17 protein-coding genes and 1 pseudogene are annotated in these 20412 nt (G+C 54.1%); 12 read left to right on the forward strand and 6 right to left on the reverse strand.

The window, feature by feature from the left end; all coding sequences use genetic code 11:
- Nucleotides 1-27: 27 nt before the first annotated feature.
- Genes ACR0L9_RS09490 through ACR0L9_RS09505 form a run of 4 tightly spaced genes read left to right on the forward strand, consistent with a single transcriptional unit; the run spans nt 28 to nt 3423 of the window.
- Nucleotides 28-774, forward strand: coding sequence for an amino acid ABC transporter ATP-binding protein (locus tag ACR0L9_RS09490; RefSeq protein WP_480459463.1), 747 nt, complete (start codon nt 28-30; stop codon nt 772-774).
- Nucleotide 775: 1 nt separating this feature from the next.
- Complete coding sequence (locus ACR0L9_RS09495; protein ID WP_170407009.1) at nt 776-1618, forward strand: amino acid ABC transporter permease; 843 nt, start codon at nt 776-778, stop codon at nt 1616-1618.
- Nucleotides 1619-1654: 36 nt separating this feature from the next.
- On the forward strand, nt 1655-2488 hold the full coding sequence (locus tag ACR0L9_RS09500) for a transporter substrate-binding domain-containing protein (RefSeq protein WP_170393843.1): 834 nt from the start codon (nt 1655-1657) through the stop codon (nt 2486-2488).
- Between the two features lie 53 nt (nt 2489-2541).
- Nucleotides 2542-3423, forward strand: a complete 882-nt coding sequence (locus tag ACR0L9_RS09505) for an amino acid ABC transporter permease (RefSeq protein ID WP_170407012.1) — start codon at nt 2542-2544, stop codon at nt 3421-3423.
- A gap of 7 nt (nt 3424-3430) precedes the next feature.
- On the opposite strand, the gene ACR0L9_RS09510 is transcribed toward ACR0L9_RS09505, so the two are convergent.
- The 3 genes from ACR0L9_RS09510 to ACR0L9_RS09520 form a co-directional block, all read right to left on the reverse strand.
- Complete coding sequence (locus ACR0L9_RS09510; protein ID WP_170635751.1) at nt 3431-3748, reverse strand: non-heme iron oxygenase ferredoxin subunit; 318 nt, start codon at nt 3746-3748, stop codon at nt 3431-3433.
- A gap of 3 nt (nt 3749-3751) precedes the next feature.
- Nucleotides 3752-4696 (reverse strand): fatty acid desaturase family protein, encoded by a 945-nt coding sequence (locus tag ACR0L9_RS09515; RefSeq protein WP_480895498.1) that lies wholly within the window; start codon nt 4694-4696, stop codon nt 3752-3754.
- A gap of 154 nt (nt 4697-4850) precedes the next feature.
- Nucleotides 4851-5960 (reverse strand): hypothetical protein, encoded by a 1110-nt coding sequence (locus ACR0L9_RS09520; RefSeq protein ID WP_480895499.1) that lies wholly within the window; start codon nt 5958-5960, stop codon nt 4851-4853.
- 71 nt (nt 5961-6031) lie between these two features.
- Here ACR0L9_RS09520 and ACR0L9_RS09525 point away from each other — a divergent pair, with 71 nt between their 5' ends.
- Together ACR0L9_RS09525 and ACR0L9_RS09530 are read left to right on the forward strand one after the other, a co-directional pair.
- Nucleotides 6032-6961, forward strand: coding sequence for a LysR substrate-binding domain-containing protein (locus ACR0L9_RS09525; RefSeq protein ID WP_170407021.1), 930 nt, complete (start codon nt 6032-6034; stop codon nt 6959-6961).
- A 96-nt stretch (nt 6962-7057) separates the two neighbouring features.
- Complete coding sequence (locus ACR0L9_RS09530; protein WP_170422580.1) at nt 7058-8107, forward strand: aromatic ring-hydroxylating dioxygenase subunit alpha; 1050 nt, start codon at nt 7058-7060, stop codon at nt 8105-8107.
- Between the two features lie 34 nt (nt 8108-8141).
- On the opposite strand, the gene ACR0L9_RS09535 is transcribed toward ACR0L9_RS09530, so the two are convergent.
- Entirely contained in the window at nt 8142-8945 is an 804-nt protein-coding gene (locus ACR0L9_RS09535; protein WP_480895500.1) for a phytanoyl-CoA dioxygenase family protein, read from the reverse strand.
- Between the two features lie 272 nt (nt 8946-9217).
- Between ACR0L9_RS09535 and ACR0L9_RS09540 the strand changes: the two genes are divergently transcribed.
- From ACR0L9_RS09540 to ACR0L9_RS09560, 5 genes are all read left to right on the forward strand, one after another.
- On the forward strand, nt 9218-10468 hold the full coding sequence (locus ACR0L9_RS09540; protein ID WP_170393855.1) for an FAD-dependent oxidoreductase: 1251 nt from the start codon (nt 9218-9220) through the stop codon (nt 10466-10468).
- A 14-nt stretch (nt 10469-10482) separates the two neighbouring features.
- Nucleotides 10483-10740: a sarcosine oxidase subunit delta gene (locus tag ACR0L9_RS09545; protein WP_170393857.1), complete on the forward strand. Its 258-nt coding sequence runs from the start codon at nt 10483-10485 to the stop codon at nt 10738-10740.
- Nucleotides 10727-13597 (forward strand): 2Fe-2S iron-sulfur cluster-binding protein, encoded by a 2871-nt coding sequence (locus tag ACR0L9_RS09550; protein WP_480895501.1) that lies wholly within the window; start codon nt 10727-10729, stop codon nt 13595-13597. Before ACR0L9_RS09545 ends, ACR0L9_RS09550 begins: the two co-directional genes overlap by 14 nt.
- Before the next feature lies 1 nt (nt 13598).
- A complete protein-coding gene (locus ACR0L9_RS09555; protein WP_480814896.1) occupies nt 13599-14087 on the forward strand; it encodes a sarcosine oxidase subunit gamma in 489 nt (162 codons plus the stop codon).
- A gap of 291 nt (nt 14088-14378) precedes the next feature.
- Nucleotides 14379-17171 (forward strand): bifunctional aconitate hydratase 2/2-methylisocitrate dehydratase, encoded by a 2793-nt coding sequence (locus ACR0L9_RS09560; protein ID WP_480895502.1) that lies wholly within the window; start codon nt 14379-14381, stop codon nt 17169-17171.
- Nucleotides 17172-17369: 198 nt separating this feature from the next.
- On the opposite strand, the pseudogene ACR0L9_RS09565 reads toward ACR0L9_RS09560, so the two are convergent.
- A pseudogene (locus ACR0L9_RS09565) lies at nt 17370-17501 on the reverse strand (IS5/IS1182 family transposase); the annotation flags it as partial.
- 210 nt (nt 17502-17711) lie between these two features.
- Here ACR0L9_RS09565 and wecB point away from each other — a divergent pair.
- On the forward strand, nt 17712-18785 hold the full coding sequence (gene wecB / locus ACR0L9_RS09570; RefSeq protein WP_170422767.1) for a non-hydrolyzing UDP-N-acetylglucosamine 2-epimerase: 1074 nt from the start codon (nt 17712-17714) through the stop codon (nt 18783-18785).
- On the opposite strand, the gene ACR0L9_RS09575 is transcribed toward wecB, so the two are convergent.
- On the reverse strand, nt 18782-20284 hold the full coding sequence (locus ACR0L9_RS09575; RefSeq protein WP_480895503.1) for a glycosyltransferase family 4 protein: 1503 nt from the start codon (nt 20282-20284) through the stop codon (nt 18782-18784). The genes wecB and ACR0L9_RS09575 overlap by 4 nt on opposite strands.
- Nucleotides 20285-20412: the final 128 nt, after the last annotated feature.

Genomic DNA, 20412 nt, shown 5'->3' on the forward strand with positions numbered 1-20412 from the left:
GCTGATCCGCATCTTGACAGGTTCGGTATGACACAGCTCTCCCCCATGATCGAAGTGACCAATCTGGATAAGTTCTATGGGACTTTCCATGCGCTCAAGAACATCGATCTGACCGTTCATCAGGGCGAGAAGGTGGTAATCTGCGGCCCGTCCGGATCGGGAAAATCCACGCTGATCCGCTGTTTCAACGGGTTAGAGTGGCATAATTCCGGGCGTCTCGTGATCGATGGGATCGAAGTCTATGAAGGTGCCAAGGAAATCCGTGAACTGCGACAGGAAGTCGGCATGGTCTTCCAGCAGTTCAACTTGTTTCCGCACCTGACTGTGCTTGAAAACCTGATGATCGGACCGATGAAGGTGCGCAAGCTATCCAAGGCGCAGGCCGAGGAAACCGCGCGCAATTATCTTGATCGCGTTCATATTCCCGAGCAGGCCGATAAGTACCCGGCGCAATTGTCGGGGGGGCAGCAACAGCGCGTCGCGATCGCGCGGTCCTTATGCATGGAAACACGGATCATGCTGTTTGATGAACCGACATCCGCGCTTGATCCCGAAATGATCAATGAGGTGCTGGATGTGATGGTTGAACTGGCCGATACCGGCATGACCATGGTGGTTGTCACGCATGAGATGGGGTTTGCGCGCAAGGTCGCCGACACGATGGTCTTTATGGAGTCGGGGCAGATCGTTGAAATCTCGCCGCCCGATCAGTTCTTCACCAACCCGTCAAGCGAGCGCTGCCGTCTATTCCTGAACCAGATATTGGAACACTAACGTGACCGATCTGGGCATATCACAGGGACGCGGGCAAGCGCTGCCGAAGCCACCACTATACAAGCGGTTCTTTGGCTCGGTGTTAGTGTCCGTCGTGATCTATGCGGTTATTGTCGGGTTGATCGCCTACGGGTCATATGTTGGCGCGCAGGGTATGGGCTATAATTGGCAGTGGTATCGCGTGCCCCAATTCCTGTACCGCAACACCGAGATTGGGTTCGAGTGGGGCGAAATTCCCATCGGACTGGTCGCCACGATCAAACTGTCCGTCATATCGTTTCTGCTGGCAACCGTCATCGGGTTACTGGTGGCGCTACTGCGCTTGTCGGGCTTGGTGATTGGTACGGCTGTCGCGGTTGCCTACCTTGAACTGATCCGCAATATCCCGCTGCTGGTTCTGCTTTACCTGTTCTATTATGTCCTGGGTCCTATCTTTGGATTTGATCGATATACCGCCAGCATCTTGACCTTGGCGGTGTTTCATTCAGCCTTGATTTCAGAAATCCTGCGGGCGGGGATCAACGCCATCCCATCTGGTCAGTGGGAGGCGGCCAAGTCTATCGGTATGACCCCCTATCAGACCTACAGATATATCATTCTACCGCAATCTGTTCGCTTTATGCTGCCGCCCATGACGGGCGAGGTCGTCCACTTGATTAAATCCTCGGCTATTGTCAGCGTCATTGCCGTGGCCGAACTCACCACATTCGGACGCAATATCATATCCGACACGTATATGAGTTTCGAAATATGGTTCACCATCGCGCTGGTCTATCTGGTGGTGACCCTGATCCTGTCGATTGGCGTTAGCTATCTGGAGAAGAAATATGCCGTCGACCAATAACCACAAGAACTCAACCGGACAACAAGGAGAACCAAGATGAAGCTATCTCGCAGAATGCTCGGGGCGGCCCTGGGCGCGGTCGTGGCAACAGGCATGGCGACCTCAGGCTGGGCGCAAAGTGCGACTCAGGAACTGTCCCGCGAAAGTGTGATTGAAACGATCAAACAGGATGGGGTAATCCGGATTGGTCTTTCGCTGTTCGTGCCGTGGTCGATGCGCGACAAGAATGGTGATCTGATCGGGTTCGAACTGGATGTCGGTCGCAAGCTGGCCGAGGACATGGGTGTAGAGGTCGAGTTTGTACCGACCGCCTGGGATGGCATCATCCCGGCGCTCGTATCTGGCAATTTCGACGTGATCATCTCGGGCATGTCGGTGACTGCGCAGCGAAACTTGACGATCAACTTCACCGATCCTTACGCGTATTCGGGCCTAGCTATTATGGCTAACAAACAGTTGACCGATGGTATGTCTTTGGAAGATTTCAATAAACCTGAGGTCACCTTTGCCGCTCGTCGCGGGGCGACACCAGCTACGGTGATCGCGGAAAACTTCCCCAACGCGACGCTGCTGTTGTTTGATGAAGACGGTGCATCAACGCAAGAAGTGCTAAACGGAAACGCTCATGCTTCGATGGCGGCTCAACCTACGCCGAACCGCGAGGCCGGTCGCCATCCGGAAACTCTGACCGTTCCGTTCGATAACCTCTATGATCCGCGTGGCGAAGCGTTCGGAGTACGCAAGGGCGATCCGGATGCCATGAACTTTTTCAACAATTGGATCGCTCAGAACTGGCGGTCGGGTTGGTTGGAAGAGCGTCACAACTATTGGTTCGCAACTGAAGAGTGGGCAGACCAGGTTGCCCAATAACCAATTAGCCGGGGGCGGGTCAGCCGCCCTCGGGCCTGAAGCGGAGCGCCCAGGTGCCTGAATTTCTTAAAAAACTCAGATGGCCAGATTATCTGATCGTGGCGGTATTGATCGCCTTCTTCGGATATATCTGGCTGTCGATCGAAGGTACGCTGAACTATAAGTGGCGGTGGGAATTGATCCCCAGCTACATCGTCGGCTGGCATACTGGGCGAGAAGAGTATTTTGCCAATCTATTGCTGCAAGGCTTGGTGGCGACGGTTCGTATCAGCATCTATTCCGGCATTTTGGCGCTCATTCTGGGTACAATTCTGGGGATCGCGCGCTGTTCTGCCAACCTGACCATACGCATGCTGGCACGCACTTATCTTGAATTTCTGCGTAATGTGCCACCGGTTGTTGTTGTCTTTATTTTCTTTTTCTTCCTGTCGCAGCAACTGATCGACGCACTAAACCTTGAACGCTGGGCACGTGGAATTGCGCGGCAGGAAGACAACCAGATCTGGACATTTTTCTTTGGTGAGATGCGGCGCTTTCCGTCGCTTGTCTCAGGTGTCATCGTTCTGGCGCTGTTTGAAAGCGCATTTGTCGGCGAAATTGTCCGAGCAGGTATCCAGTCGATCCCGAAAGGTCAGCGCGAAGCTGCACGCTCGATCGGTATGAGCCGTTTGCAAGAGCTTCGCTATGTCGTGCTGCCGCAGGCGATGAAAAAGGTCGTGCCGCCGCTGGCCAACCAGTTCATCTCACTAATCAAGGACAGCTCGATCTTGTCGCTGATCTCGGTTCAGGAACTGACCTACAAGACCGTCGAGTTGGTCGCTTCGTCCCGGATGATCTTTGAGGCATGGATCACAACGGCTGCATTCTATTTTGTCGTCTGCTTCGGCCTCAGCCGCATCTTTGCGCGGCTAGAGAAACGATCTGACAAGCGCTAGGTTCAGGTCACATTCGGACCTGAACCATTCCATCCTGAATCCGTGTCTCAAAAACCCGCATTGCTCGGGTCGCGGGCGCTGAAACAGGCTTGCCATCACGCACATCGAACGCGCCCTGGTGCAATGGGCATTCGATAACATGCCCATCAAAATAGCCGTCACACAGATCAGCCCCGCCATGGTTGCACAATGCCAGCGAGGCATAGACACCGCTGGGCGTGTCATAAACCGCAATCAATCTGGGTCCGATCTGAACCCGCGTGACCCAGTTTTCTTCCAGCTTCGATGCCTCGATCACATCGCGCCAAGATTTGTCTGCCGCCATCTCTCAGGCCTCGGCTTTGCGTTGCATGATCTGCCGCAGAATGTCGCGATGCGCAGCCAGATATCCACCTTTTTCGACGAAGATATGATCCTTTAGCTTCTCATGCAGACGGGGCAGAGCGTGGAAGGGAACTGAGGCGACATAGTGATGTTCGGCATGATAGTTCATATTCCAGCATAAAAATGACATCGGCTTTGACACCAGATTGGTGCGCGTGTTTTCTGACATCTGCGCCACGGTGGGACGTCCGACATGCTCGGTCATTCGTATGAATCGCATCACCGGCTCACCCAGAAACAGGGGTATGATCCAATACCAGATCAATCCCCACCATCCGGTGGAGGCCATAGCCAGAAAGATCAAAGCGTAAATGGCCAGCATGCGGCGCGCGTCCCAATAGACCGACTGATGCTCCTCTTTGGGAATGAAACTCAACTCGGCCTTGCTGAGCTTCCCAAAGGCATGTCGGAACAGCTCAGTAAACTTACCGCGCCAATAAGGCAGGGCTGACAGGTACAAAAAGTACTCGCCAAGGGATTTGGGCAGCGGGATCAGTTCGGGATCCTCTCCGTTCAGTTGCGTATACGTGTGATGATCACAATGTTCGTATCGGAAGAACCGATGGGGCAGAATGATGATCAGCCCGCAAATCTGACCAACCAGATCATTCAACCACCGGGTGCGAAACACGGTATAGTGTACACACTCATGCTGAAGTGAGAAATGATGCACCAAGACGACCCCTTGCAGAAACATCGCGGGCCAAATCAGCCAACTGTTCCAGACTAGGGTGATCAATGTTGTCGTGCAGGTCAGCACCGAAACCCACATTGCAAGATGACGTAACCCTGGCGCGTTCGAGCGTTGCATGAATCCCTTGAGTTCTTCGCGCGTCAGTTTTCCTTCGGCCAGAGCCTGAGTCAGCGGCGTAACAATAGCTTTTGACATGTGATTTCCATGATTTTGCCGGAGCGGGGGTCTTGCCCTCTGCGCATATTCCGGCACCGGAGACGGGAGTGCTCCGCACCATAGGGCCAACTCGAACAGACCCTATTATCAAAGAGTATTTCCACAGCTTGTGATTCGATCAAGCCGCTATTGATCAGCCAACTGCACGCAGACCGATATCCGGATCGGGATGGGCGAACAGGGCGGCCGCGCAGGGGTGCCGATCCAGGATTGATTGACCGCAAGGCAACCGTTCGGCATGGAATGTACCGCGGTCCCAATAAGTTACGCCATCGATTTCGATGGAAGGATCAATAATGTTCCAGCTGATTTCACCGGGGGCGTACGCCCCGCAGGTGTGGAAATGCAGGATGCGTGGATTTCCGAAAGCGGAGCCACCCCAGCGTTCATAGTTTTCGCGCATATCCCAGGGGTAGCCGCAGCCCGGATGGATACCTGCGTGCCAAGAGTGCACGAAATTGCGATCAATTCCCAACTGATTGGCTACCCGATCATAATGCGCCTCGGCCCGTGCGGCGTTGGCGGGATCGCCGTCAAAACGCTGCAGCCGCCCATTCTCCATCATCGCAAAGACGGGGCGGTCGAATTCGATGGTGTAGTCATCGTAATACTTCGACCCCGTTCCCGTCAGAAAACTGATCGCCACACGGCCCGAGAAACTGTGGGCAGGAACCGGGGTAAAGACTGACATCGGAAAACGCAGGATCGAGGTGTCGCCCGAGGGTTGCAGGTTCATCACTGGACGACCGCTTACATCAGTGCCCAAAGGGCAAGTGATCCGCACCTCGCTGGCCGCGTCCAAGACCGCGTTGATATCGGCCTTAAGCTCCATGAACGCATCGTGGTGGCCGTTGGAAAAACCAGATCCCAGCATTTCTTTGGTTAAAGCGAAGCTAACGATGACTTTCTTACCCTGCGGCATGTCCGAGAACCGCAACTGATCCCCAAGCCGGGCCAGAAATAGAATGATGTCTGCCGCTTCGAACCGGGCAAGCAGATCGGGCGATAATTGCGGATTGTCCGGATTGAAGCCCACATCAATCGTGTCGACCCCCAGCCCAAGTTTACGGGCCGCCTGACTGACAACATTTACGCTGTCGGCGTCGAAATATCCAAACTCTGCAGGTTCATAGGCAATCAGCAGCCTTTCACCCGCCGCCGCGCGGGCGCAATTGACCAGCAGATTGTAAGCGCCCCGCTCTGGCGTCATGTCGGACATCGACATCTCCTGATTACTTGACATTATCAACTTACGGCCTAGAGCCGCCGGCAATCCATTTGAAAGTGATAATGGCTGACATTAGGATGACTAATATGATCTTGAATCTGCCATACTCCGCGCTGCGAGCCTTTGAGGCAGTTGTACGCCACTCCGGCTTTTCACCCGCCGCCGAGGAACTGGGGGTCAGCCAAAGTGCCGTCAGCCAGCACGTCAGATCGCTCGAGGAATGGCTTGGGCGGGATTTGCTGGTGCGCGGTGCGCGGCAATCGCGACCTACCCGCGAAGGTGAGCAATTGGCGCAGGCAATCTCGGATGGGTTGGGGCGCATTTCAGATGTGTGTGCGCAACTTCGCGATCGAACGCGTGCGGACCGGACCATCGTGATTTCATGCTTGCCGGGGTTTGCATTCAACTGGCTGTTTCCAAGGCTTCTGCACTTTGATTTGGCCCACCCGGACCTGTCTATTTCGATCGCGACGGATACGGGATACTATCCGTTTTCCGGCGCAGATTCCGATATCGGCATTCGATATGGTCTTGGTGAATATCCCGGGTTTGAAGTTGATTTGCTTATGCGGGAAAGGCTGTTTCCCGTCTGCGCGCCCGCGCTGTTGCCTGAACTGAAGCGCATTGAAGATTTGTCACAGCACACACTGCTCGTAGATGAAAATCTGCACCATGGTACGTCCAGCCCAACATGGGAGTTCTGGGCGCGGCAAACCAATCTGACATTGCCGTCTGGAGTGCGCACGCGCCGATTGGGCCAATCAAACATGGTCATACAGGCAGCGATAGAGGGACTGGGGGTGGCGCTTGGGCGCGAACCGCTGGTGATTGATGCGTTGTGCGATGGCCGTTTGGTGCGACCGTTTCAGCAACTGACCCAATCGCCACTTTCCTATTGGCTCGTCCGGCGCCCTGATAGCAAAGACAGCCAAAAAGTCAGCGAGTTCCTGAACTGGATCAAGGCCGAAGTTGCTTCGCAGCCCGATCTGCCCCCGTCGGTAATGCTGCCGAATTAGCTTGCCTTATATGTATCATTACAAATCCGGAATGGTGTATTGCACTGACGCTGCCATAATGGCGCTAAGCCAACTGATCAAATTGGAGAGCAAACCATGTACCTCAGAAATTGCTGGTATGTTGCCGCCTGGAGCAAGGATATCGGGCGCGAACTGAAGGCTGAGACATATCTGGGTGAGAACATTGTGCTCTATCGTCAGCAGGATGGGACGCCCGTTGCGCTTGAGAATGCCTGCCCGCATCGCAAGCTCCCGCTATCCGATGGCAATCTGAAAGGGGATCTGGTCGAATGCGGCTACCACGGGCTGACATTCGATTGTTCGGGCAAATGTACGGACAGCCCAACGCAGCGGGGGATGACGCCTCGGCGCGCGGTGGTGAAGTCTTATCCAGTTGTCGACCGCTATCGCCTGCTCTGGATCTGGATGGGCGATCCTGAACTGGCTGATCCGGACCTGATTTTCCCAATCGAAAACTTTGATGACACGAGCTGGGGCCTAACCGATGGCGGGGTGATGGATATCGATTGCCATTATCTTTGGGTTTGCGACAACCTGCTTGATCCCAGCCACGTGGCCTGGGTACATGTCTCGTCATTCGCCGGCGCGGGAACGGATGAAGAGCCTCTGGACGTCAAAAAGACAGATCGCGGCGTGATTGTCTCGCGCTGGATCGAAAACAAACCTCCATCGCCTTACTATGCCAAACTGGTCTCGTTCGACGGCGATTGCGACCGCTTGCAGCATTACGAAATGTGCATGCCCGCAATCGGGCTGAATAAGTCCATCTATACTCCGGTTGGCACGGGTGGATATGACAAAGATCCTGTCGATGAGACATTCATCAACATCTCTTACAACTTCATGACGCCAATCAACGAGGATCAGACCAGGTATTTCTGGTTCCAGCATCGCAACTCTGATCCGGACAATGCCGAGGTTTCGAAATTCATGAATGATGGTGCGCGGATGGCGTTTCTTGAAGACAAAGATGTGCTGGAAAAAGTGCACAAGGGCATGAAAAACGCTCAGACACCGCATATTGATCTGGGTTTGGATGCCGGGGCAAAAACATACCGACGCGTGCTCGACCGAGCGATCGAGGCCGAGGCCGCTGTGCCAGAGGGTGCAATTCGGCAAGCCTGAAACCTGAACATGGGCCAGTTCCCGGCCCCTTATCTTAGGTGTTGCTATAGATGACAGGGAAGCGCCCACCGGCAAAGGGAGCACCCGGTTTCAGGTCGTCATCATGCAGCCATTCAGTAACGCTATCGCGCGGTTCATAGGTGGCACCTTCAACGGCAAAACGTACCGCATATCCACGCCTGCGACGGGTCGAGGTTCGGTTGCCCATCGCCGAATGCACAGTCATTCCATCGAAGGCCAGGGCATCGCCAGGTTCCATCTGTTCATAGTGGAATATGTCATATTTAGTGCGATCCGCCTCGAAATCGGGCATGTCGATATAGTCCGGGTTATCCTCTTCCAGATAGTGAAGAAACTTGCCAAGCTGGTCAGTTTTGAAAGGCCGGTATTTTGCGCCCCAAGCGTGCGAGCCACGGACAAATTCCAGCGCTCCATTGTCTGGGTCGACAGGATCAAGTGCGATCCACATTGTCATGATGGGACCGGCCACAGGCCAATAGGGCTGATCTGTATGCCAGCCGGTCTGGGTGCGTGTGCCAGGTTCTTTCACGAAAATTTGGTCATAGATCAACGAAGTCCAGGGGCTGCCCGCCACCTCGGCCACGCGCTTTCCAATATCTGAGTTCAGACAATAGTCCTGAAAGATACCCGGTTTTTCACGCATATTTTTATAGGCAAAATACCGGTCACCCTTTTTGACCTCTTCGTCCACGGCATCACGCAACTTATTTAACCAATCGTCCCTGAGGATGTTTCTCAATAAAACGACGCCGTCGTGCGCATACGTTTGCTGAACAGTATCTGTATCCGGTGTGTTCATCATAGTTCTTCCATCCATAGCATCCGCCTCATTTCCCGGCGGGTTTGAATTCAGGCGCAAAGCGCCACGGTCTGCATGGAGTCAGAGAGAGGGTGAACTGCGGCAGTTTATGATAAAGCAGGGCCAGCGGGATCGGGCCGACCATTTGCCAGCAAGATTCCGATGAAACTGTTCAATTTTGAAGGTCATGCGCCATGGTAGCCCACGACCTTTGATTGCCCAAGAATTTTTGCTTAACGGTAAATATATTTATTGATGATAGATTATTTTTAGTAAATATTATGATTGCTATGCAAAAATATTCGGCATTCTCACTCGCCCGTAACGCGATTTCTGGTCATAAGAACTGGTCCCGAGCCTGGCGGAGCCCGCCGCTCAAAGACCGGTACGAGGTGGTGGTGATCGGGGCAGGGGGTCACGGGCTGGCCACGGCTTACTATCTGGCCAAAGAGTTTGGCATAACCGACGTCGCCGTGCTGGAACGGGGCTGGTTGGGTGGCGGAAACATAGCGCGCAATACGGTTACGATTCGGTCAAATTACATGCGTGACGAGTCGATCCCGTTCTACGTCAAATCCGTCGAGATGTACGAAGGGCTGACGCATGAGTTGAACTTCAACATGATGCATTCCAAGCGCACCATGGTGGATGTGGTGCAGACCTGGCCCAAACTGCGAGAGTTGCGGCGACGGCAATTGGTCATGGACATCTATGGCTCGACATATGAACAAATCACCGCAGAAGAATTGCGCAAACGCATACCTGCGCTGACAGGCGGTGGGCCAGATGCGCGCCTGCCGATCATCTGCGGAATGGTCCACACGGACGCAGGTGTAAACCGTCATGATGCGGTGGCCTGGGGCTATGCCCGCGCGGCGGATGCGATGGGGGTGGAGATGCACCAACAGACCGCCGTGCAAGCATTGATCCGTGGCGCTGATGGGCGCATCGAAGGTGTCGAGACCAATCGCGGCACCGTGCGGGCGAAAAAGGTTGTGGTGGCCGTATCGGGCCATACCACGACGTTGACCGAGACAGCGGGGCTCAAGCTGCCATTGCGCACGATGAACCTGACGGCCTTTGTGTCCGAGCCTGTGAAGCCCTTGGTGGATGTCATCGTAAATTGCCCGGACAGTGGGTTCTATTTCAGCCAGTCTGACAAGGGTGAGATGGTGATCGGCGGCGCTCCTGATATGGGGCAAAGCTTTCGTCGCGACATCAAGCAACATGTGTTCGAAGACACTGTGACCGCGATGCTGTCGCTTTTCCCGAGCTTCAAGAAACTCAAACTAATGCGCCAATGGGGTGGGCATCTTGATATTGCCCATGATGCCTCGCCCATCATGGATCAGACTGAGGTACCGGGGCTGTTCGTGACCGCTGGCTGGTGGGGCGGATACAAAGCCATTCCTGCGGGCGGACTGACGCTTGCGCATCTGGTCGCCAAAGGCGAGCCGCATCCGCTGATGGCCTCGTTCACTTTGGACCGCTTCCGCCATCTGGAATTTGTGATGGAAGCCGGCACCACAACGGCGAGATAGGAAGGGACAGGATCATGATGCTCATCCCCTGCCCATTCTGTGGCAAGCGCAATGAAAGCGAGTTCGTCTATGGCGGTCCGGTCGGAGCTGCTCGACCCGATACCAACGCCGTCAGCGATGCTGATTGGGTCGAATACCTGACCATAACGCCCAACCCGATGGGGCCTGTGCAAGAGCGGTGGTGGCACGCACGGGGCTGCGGCGAGTGGCTGACAATCTGGCGGGATACCGTGACACATGACATTGTGGAGGTGCCCGATGGCTCAGATTAATCGCCGCGCAGTGGGTGGTCGTGTTGATCGAAGCCGCCCTCTGACGTTCCAGTTCAATGGGAAAACTTACGAAGGGTTCGAAGGGGACACTCTGGCCTCGGCCTTGCTGGCAAACGGGGTGCGAGTAACAGCCCGTAGTTTCAAGTACCACCGCCCACGCGGCATTGTCGGACACGGTCCCGAAGAGCCAGGAACGCTTGTGGAGCTGGAAGGCGAGGACGCCTCGGGCAACCGTCCAGCGACCACGGTTCCATTGCGCGAAGGGCTGAATGCACGCTCGGTCAATTGCTGGCCATCGCCCGAGTTTGATCTGGGCGGGATCAATCAATTGATTGGCCGTTTTATTCCTGCCGGCTTCTACTACAAAACTTTCAAATGGCCTAACTGGCAACTGTTTGAACCATACATCCGCAAGGCGGCGGGGCTGGCAGCAGCGCCTGCGCACCCGCCTTCATCGGGGCATTTCGAAGCGCGCTACGCTCATGCAGATGTCTTGATTGCAGGTGCAGGTCCCGCTGGCCTGCAAGCTGCACTTGAGGCTGGTCGGGCGGGCAAGCGTGTCTTCCTCGCAGACGAGGGAACCGAAGCGGGCGGCAGCCTCCTGAACCGCACCCTGACCATTGGCGGGTGTCCGGCGATGGATTGGGTGGGCGAAGCGGTTGAAGAACTAAGCCAAATGGCAAACGTCACCCATCTTCAGAACGCGACCGTATGGGCCTATCGCGAACACAACCTACTGATCGTCAATGAACGCGAGCCGGATCAGGCCAGCATTCTAGAACGCAACTGGCGGGTCCGTGTTGCTGAGGTGGTGATTGCCACCGGGGCCACGGAACGGTCGATGGTGTTTGCCAATAATGACAGGCCGGGCGTCATGTTGGCCTCATCCGTGCAGGCCTATGTTAATCGTTGGGGCGTGACGCCCGGTCAGAGTGTGGTTCTGTTCACCAACAACAACAGCGCTTACGCAGTGGCCGCCGATCTGGTTGCAGCTGAGGTAACGGTTAACGCGATCCTCGATAGCCGCGACACGGTTCCGCAAAATGCATTGGATCTGGTGCCGGGGATAAACATCCATGCCGGAACAGTTGCGGCCGATATCCGCGGATACAAACGCGTCCGTGCAGTGAAGGCCGTTCACAAGACCGGAGGCACTGGGATCTGGATCGACTGCGATCTGCTGGCCCATTCGGGAGGCTGGAACCCAACCGTGCATTTGTGGTCTCAGCCCCGCAGCACACTTCGGTTTGATGAAGAACTCGCTGCGTTTTTGCCCGATCAACCGGTTCAATCCTGTCGGGCCGTCGGCGCGGCGGCGGGGGATCTCACACTGGATCGGATCATCGATGACGGTTCAGAGCTGCCTTATTCGATTGAACCGCTATGGCGCGTAGATGTGCCAGGGCAACGCGGAAAGGCATTCCTGGATATTCAGAACGATGTTGCGGTCAGCGATGTGCATCTGGCGCTGCGTGAAGGATATGACAACGTGGAACATGTCAAACGCTACACCACTGGCGGGATGGGCATAGATCAGGGCAAGACGGGCAATATCAACATTATTGGCACCGTTGCTCTGCAAAAGGGCGTTCCATTGCAAGATTTTGGCACGACGACATTCCGCTCTCCCTACACGCCGGTCTCATTCGGTGCGATTGGGGGGCTGCGTGAGGACTCGGTGTTGTTCCCCTACCGGCACACGCCGGTGACCCAATGGAACAAGGATTATGGCGCAGTGATGTATGAGGCTGGTGCCCGATGGCGCCGTCCGGGGTTTTTTCCCAAACCCGGTGAGGGCCTGCAAGAGGCGGTGAACCGGGAATGCCGCGCGGTGCGTGAAGGCGTTGGCGTATACGACGGTTCGCCGCTCGGCACGTTCGAGCTTAAAGGGCGCGATGTTCCGCGCTTTCTGGATTTTCTGTATTCGAACATCATGTCCAGCCTGAAGCCTGGCGATGGTCGCTATGGTCTTATGTTGTCGGATGATGGTCTGATCATAGATGACGGGGTGGCCTTTCGGCTGGATCAGCACCGCTGGATGATCTCGACCTCAACGGGCCATGCAGACGCCGTCAACCAGCACATGGAAAAGCTGCTTCAGACCGAGTTTCCTGACTGGCAAGTCATGATCACAACTGTGACAAGCCAGTGGAACAACGCCACCATTTGTGGACCCCGCGCGCGCGATGTCATGCACGCGCTGTTTACGGATATCGATCTGTCGCCCGAGGCATTCCCCTTCATGTCGTTCCGGGACGGTACGGTTGCGGGGTTCCCTGCGCGGGTTGTGCGCGTTAGCTTCACCGGTGAGCTATCCTATGAGGTCAACGTTGCCCCACGCCACATGGCCGCCTTGTGGGACAAGGTGATGGAGGCTGGTGCACCCTTTGGTATCCTGCCTGTAGGATCGGAATCCAGCCATGTCTTGCGTGTAGAAAAAGGCTTTCTGTCGCTAGGGCATGAGGTCGACGGCACCGTGGACGCCTATGACCTGGGCATGGGCTGGGCAATGTCGAAGAAAAAGCCCGACTACCTAGGCAAGCGCTCGGTCCACTTGCGCCGTGAAGCGGTAGGGGAACGCCGGGAATTGGTCGGCATCTTGCCCGAAGACCCTGACAAGCAAGTGCCCGAAGGCGCGCCACTAACCCCTGAAGGTCGCAAAGAAACGACCGAAGGATTGGTTACCGCCTGCGTCTGGAGCGTCGTCAACAATCGCTGGGTTGGCCTGGCGTTGCTGAAGAACGGGCAGGAGCGACACGGGCAAACCGCGCATGTTCGGCTGAAAGACGAGGTGATCCCGGTGACCATCACAAAGCCTGTATTCCATGACCCCGAGGGTCAGCGCCTGAGATCCTGAGATGAGCTACGACGTCAATATCGAACGCCAAACCCTTAATGCGCTGTTTGACCTTAAAGGGGATCCCGAGGTCGTTCAAAATTGGGTCGAAACTTCCCTGCCAAGCCGCCCCAACACAAGGGCAATGCAGGAAGCGTTTGAGGTATATTACATTGGACGCAATCACTGGATTGTACGTGCTTCGCTGGAACTGGAAGATGTGCTGGAAGCGCAGCTCAAACCCACGGACTGCCCTGCAGATATCAGTATCGTTCGGGTTTCGGACACTCTTGCCTTCTTTCGCGTCACCGGCCCTCAAGCCGCGGATGTGATGACCATTGCCTGTCCGCTTGATCTGCACGCCTCTGCCTTTGATGATGACGCGGTAACGTATTCTGAGCTGTTTGGCCTCAAAGCACTGGTGATGCGATGCGAGGGCGGTTTTGAGTTCGCTGTTGAACAGAGTTTTGGCGATATGGTTCAGGATTATCTGACCCGAGCAACTGCCTGACGTAATTCGAAGCAGGGGCGGTTTACGCCTTATGGCTATTCATTACCTCGCCGGTCTATATGCATATCGTCCGGGAACAGGGTTCAGATAAGGACATAGCGGACTTATCGAAAGTCATTGGCTGGCACAAAATCCTTTGTGAAGTGTTGCTTTTAGACGGGACATCGCGCCACAGGTGCAAGGGTTGCAAGTTCCGATCATTTAGTATACCGCCGCATACAATTAGGATCCTCGGGCGTTCATAACGTCTTTGAGCCCCTGCTAATCGAGCCACATATACCGGAACGAGCCATGAGCCTTTACACCAACTACCTCGACGAAATTGAAGCCCGCAAAGCGCAGGGTCTGCATCCGAAACCGATTGATGACGGCGCGCTTGTCAAAGAGCTTGTTAAACAGATCAAGGACGTCGATCATGCGCATCGTGCGGATTCTCTAAACTATTTCATCTATAATACGCTGCCCGGCACGACCAGCGCCGCTGGCGAGAAGGCGCGTTTTTTGAAAGAGATCATTCTGGGCGAAGCGCTGGTTGACGAAATTTCAGTACCCTTTGCCTTTGAACTGTTGTCGCACATGAAAGGCGGTCCTTCGGTTGAGGTTCTTCTTGATCTGGCTTTGGGTGGTGATCCCGAGATCGCAGGGCAGGCGGCCGAAGTGCTGAAAACACAGGTCTTCCTATATGAGGCTGATACGGATCGTTTGAAGGAGGCGTTTTCTGCCGGAAATCCGGTCGCGCGCGACATTCTTGAAAGCTATGCGCGGGCCGAGTTCTTCACCAAGCTGCCCGATATCGAGGAAGAGATCAAAATTGTCACGTATATCGCTGCCGAGGGCGATATTTCGACTGACTTGCTGTCGCCGGGCAACCAGGCACACTCGCGCTCGGATCGGGAGCTGCATGGCAAGTGCCTAATCTCGCAGCAAGCGCAAGACGAGATTCAAGAATTACAGCGCCAGCACCCAGATAAACGCGTAATGCTGATTGCTGAGAAAGGGACAATGGGAGTTGGCTCGTCCCGGATGTCGGGCGTCAACAACGTGGCGCTTTGGACCGGTAAGCAGGCCAGCCCATATGTGCCATTCGTAAACATTGCCCCGATCGTGGCCGGCACGAACGGTATCTCTCCGATCTTTCTGACCACCGTTGGTGTGACGGGCGGGATTGGTATCGACCTGAAAAACTGGGTCAAGAAAGTCGATTCCGAGGGGAATCCGATCCTCAACAATGACGACAGCCCTATCCTGGAGCAAAAGTACTCGGTCGAAACCGGGACAGTGCTCACAATCAATACGAAAGACAAAAAGCTTTATGACGCCGATGGCGCCAAAGAGCTTGTTGATATTGCCTCGTCCTTCACTCCGCAAAAGCAGGAGTTCATGAAGGCCGGCGGATCCTACGCCATCGTGTTCGGCAAGAAGTTGCAAACATTTGCAGCACAGACACTGGGAGTCGAGCTGAAGTCGGCATTTGCGCCTTCGAAAGAGATCAGCCGAGATGGACAGGGCCTGACCGCGGTCGAAAAGATCTTTAACCGCAACGCTTTGGGAGTAGTGGAAGGCACGGTCTTGCACGCCGGGTCGGACGTACGGGTCAAGGTCAACATCGTAGGATCGCAGGACACCACTGGCCTGATGACCTCGCAAGAGCTTGAGGCGATGGCGGCGACCGTGATTTCTCCAACCGTCGATGGTGCGTATCAGTCCGGTTGCCACACCGCCTCGGTCTGGGACAAGAAGGCGCAAGCCAACATCCCCAAACTGATGGCGTTTATGAACAATTTCGGCCTGATCACAGGGCGCGATCCCAAGGGTGAATATCACTCGATGACCGACGTGATCCACAAGGTTCTGAACGATATCACCGTGGATGATCGCGCCATCATCATTGGGGGCGACTCGCACACGCGCATGTCCAAAGGTGTGGCTTTCGGGGCGGATTCGGGCACCGTTGCCTTGGCACTGGCCACGGGCGAAGCAACCATGCCCATTCCGGAATCTGTGAAGGTGACGTTCAAAGGCAAAATGGCCGATCACATGGATTTCCGCGACGTGGTCCACGCGACACAGGCGCAGATGCTGAAGGCTTTCGGCGATAACGTGTTCCAAGGGCGTATTATCGAAGTTCATATCGGAACCCTGCTGGCGGATCAGGCTTTTACCTTCACCGACTGGACGGCCGAGATGAAGGCGAAGGCTTCGATCTGTATTTCCGAAGACGAGACCCTGATCGAGTCACTGGAAATCGCCAAAGGTCGGATTCAGATCATGATCGACAAGGGCATGGAGAATGAGGCGCGGACCCTGCAAGGCCTGATCGACAAAGCCGACGCACGTATAGCCGAGATCAGATCCGGCGCAGTTCCAGCCCTGAGGCCGGATGAAAATGCCGAGTATTTTGCCGAGCTGGTCGTTGATCTGAACGAGATCAACGAGCCCATGATCGCCGACCCTGATGTGAACAACGCGGATGTCTCCAAGCGTTATACGCACGATACGATCCGGCCTGTTTCCTACTACAAAGGGGAAAAGAAAGTGGATCTGGGATTTGTCGGATCTTGCATGGTCCACAAGGGTGATCTGATCATCGTATCGCAGATGCTTAAGAACCTTGAGAAGAAGGAGGGCAAGATTGAATTCAAGGCCCCTCTGGTCGTCGCGGCGCCAACCTACAACATAGTTGATGAGTTGAAGGAAGAAGGTGAGTGGAGCATTCTTCAGGAATATTCCGGTTTCGAATTCGACGATCTTTTCCCCAAGACATCAGCGCGAACCGAATACGAAAATACGCTGTATCTTGAGCGTCCGGGCTGCAACCTTTGCATGGGTAATCAGGAAAAGGCTGAGAAAGGTGATACTGTTCTGGCGACATCTACCCGCTTGTTCCAAGGGCGTGTTGTCGAGGACTCGGAAGATAAGAAAGGTGAATCCCTTCTGGCTTCCACACCGGTAGTTGTACTGTCTGCCATCCTCGGGCGAACTCCGAAAATCGAGGAATACAAGGCCGCTGTCGAAGGGATCGACCTGACCCGCTTTGCACCTCCGGTCGCCAAGCCCGCAAATTCCAATTCGGCACATTTCTGATTGGAAAAGGCCGGTCGCCGCTCAGGCGCACCGGCCTTATGCTGTCTAATAGAACCCATTCTGAATCGATAAGTTTGGCAATGCTTGTATTGTGGTAAGAGATTTTGGCCATTTCAGTAGGGTCATGATCCCCAACCAATAGAGACGGTTTCCGCGTGAGCGATGTCTGCGAGAAAGACCTTTGGGCAGCCTTCATAGCGCGTTGCGCCAGCGCAAACCATAGCGGGCGAAGAAGACTATTCCGCTCGACACCCACCTGTCATCGCCCCCGGGTTTTCCAGGTGACTTCGGAAAGAAGGGTCCTAGATGTGCCAACTGTTCGTCGGTCAACCAGAAAAGATCACGCGTGTCAAAGCTTCGATATCAGAGGCGCGAAGCATGCAGTGCGATTTAATTCGATAGGTCCGAGCGCTAGCGCGCTGGCATCTAACGCCAAGCTAGTCTGAACCTACGTGAGCAAAACAGTCACAAGATATCACGTGGAATTTATATAGGCCGTGTGTTAGCGCAGTTTTAGGTTATTACTTATTTGGAGCTACCGTGAAAATCGCAGTTGTAGTTGGCGCACGCCCTCAGTTTATTAAATTGGCTCCGGTGAGCAGAGCCCTTCGTTCCATGCCGGGAGTAACAGAGCTGCTGATTCACACAGGACAGCACTATGACGATTCGATGTCTAAGATTTTTTTCGACGAACTAGAAATTGCAAAACCCGACATCAACCTATCGGTGAACTCAGGCAGTCATGGTGCCATGACAGGACTGATGATGCAGAAACTTGAACCCGTCATTCAAGAACATGAACCAGATGCGCTCCTTGTTTTTGGGGATACGAATTCAACATTGGCGGGTGCATTGGTCGCCTCAAAACTTCATATCCCGGTGGCGCACGTCGAGGCCGGGCTGCGCTCTTATAATCGAAAGATGCCCGAAGAAACGAACCGAGTGCTAACGGATCACATTTCCGACCTTCTGTTCACGACTTCCAGCGACGCTGTGGAAAATCTGCGAAGAGAAAGCATTTCGGAGAGCAAAATTTTTGAAGTCGGTGACGTGATGTTCGACGCAGCACTACACTTTGGTGAAAAGGCCAAGCAGAAATCAACAATTTTGGCTGACATTGGGGTAGACGCAAACGGATTCATACTTGCGACGATCCATAGAGCTGAAAATACGGATTCGCCAGAAACGTTAACAAACATTGTTGATGGTCTGGAGGCGGTTGCGAAACAACATCCGGTTGTCTTGCCATTGCATCCACGTACTGCCGCAAGGATAAAAGGAATCGGTAGTAAATTCGAACATGTCCAAACAATAGACCCAGTCGGGTACTTGGATATGGTCGCTCTAGAAAGCAATGCGGTGCTGGTTGCTACGGACTCTGGCGGAGTGCAGAAAGAAGCGTATTTTTACGGCGTCCCTTGCGTCACTCTTAGAACGGAAACAGAATGGGTTGAGCTTGTTGAAAGCGGCTGGAATCGTATCGTTTCACCCACAGAAGGGGATATCGAGGATGGTATCCTCAGTGCGATAGGGACTACCGGGAATCAGGTGGAAATCTATGGTGATGGAACCGCTTCGCAACAAATCGCACAGATACTAGCCGCGCGAGTTTAAATACCTTCATAGAGCGCCGCCAACTTCTTGGCTTGCGCAGGCCAGCTGTAAGTCTCCCAAAGCTTCCTTCTGTTGGCGGCGCTTAACGTAAAGCGTTCGGGATGATCCAAGACATCCCGAATAGCTTCAGCAATGCTCAGAGGATCTGTTTCGTCCATTGCTCGTCCGAAACCGAGAGACTCTGCAAACCGACGCATCTCTGGAAGATCTGAAACACAAATTGGTACGCCAGCAAATGCTGCCTCAAAAAGCTTGTTGGGCATTGCGTAGCGGTGATTGAGCGATACGTCCTGAAACGGGCATATAGCGAGGTCTGCTGTACTAATTGCGACTGGTACATCTGGAGCTGCCACAGGTGGAAGCAAGGTAACCCGATCATCCACACCTAGGTCATGAGCGACACTCATGAACCACTTGTCGTTTCGGAGGTGCCGTGGGCCCATCGTAGCTAACTTGACTTCGGGAAGATGAACCAAAGCCTCAAGAACTTTATCTAGCCCACGATGTGACATTTGAATGCCGCCAGTAAAAATAATCAAGGGCGCCCCGTCAGCAACGTTTGCCTGAGCACGGATAGAAAGCTGATCCAACGCCTTTTCTTTACGACTATCCATGTAATCAACATCTATCTCTGGAGCATTGAGGATAAGTGTCGGACTATCTTTGAAGCGTTTGGCATACAAATCTGCGATGGACGACGATACGGTGATCATATAATCGACGAAGGGGAGACAATCGTCTTCTAGGTTTTCTGCAAAGTTCGATCCATCAGTTGGATTCTTCGTCGCCCGCGCTGGTTCGTATTCATGTGCGTCGTATACAAGCTTCGCCCCAAACTGTTTTGCAAGCACAACGCCTGCCGGGAGACAATAGATGTCATGAGCATGAATGACGTCCGGGGTATCATCAAATCTGAGGTTGCAGAGGTTTTCAGCGAATAAGAGAGAGTTTAGTTGATAGAGTTTGAAGAACCCTTCCCTGACCTCTCTGGCGTCAGAACTAAACAGCTTCAGATCTCTCCGAGCGTCACCAATTCCGGATGTCAGCTTAATCTTCCAGAGAAGCCGTTTGTGAGCAAACTTACGTTTCCGTCGTTCTCGGCCACTGTAGTTTTTGTAGTACATCGGGTCGAGCTTCAGAACTTCTTCATCTGACAGAAACTCTCGAAACTTGGATTTGAGTCTATTCAATCTCGCTGCAGACTTAATATAGGGCAGAACGCGCTTATCTACTTCATCCGAAACACGATCCACAAAAAAGAAACGCTTTAGCATGTCGTTGGTAATATGTTCGGAAGATTGCCAATTGAATCGCGTGATCCGAATGCCATCGATGCTGTCTTCTTGCGGCATTCCCCCTGGCCAGTCGCAGAAGATATGTACGTTATGGCCCGCTGCTTGAAGCGCGCGCGCTTCTTTAAGAACGCGCGCATCCGCCGTTATCTCGTGGTAGGTAAGACAGAAAACGGTTTTTTGAGATTTGGGGCGGGTGTCTGACATCGGTCGAAGATCAATCTAGCTCTGACAATTCCGGACCGCTCTAACAGAGGTTGATCGGGGTTTCCAGCGTGATTGGCGATGCTTGAAATGCCTGCCTCTATTGACTTCCCAAAGAAATTCTTGGAAGC

It is taken from the genome of Ruegeria sp. I3, from assembly GCF_056532525.1.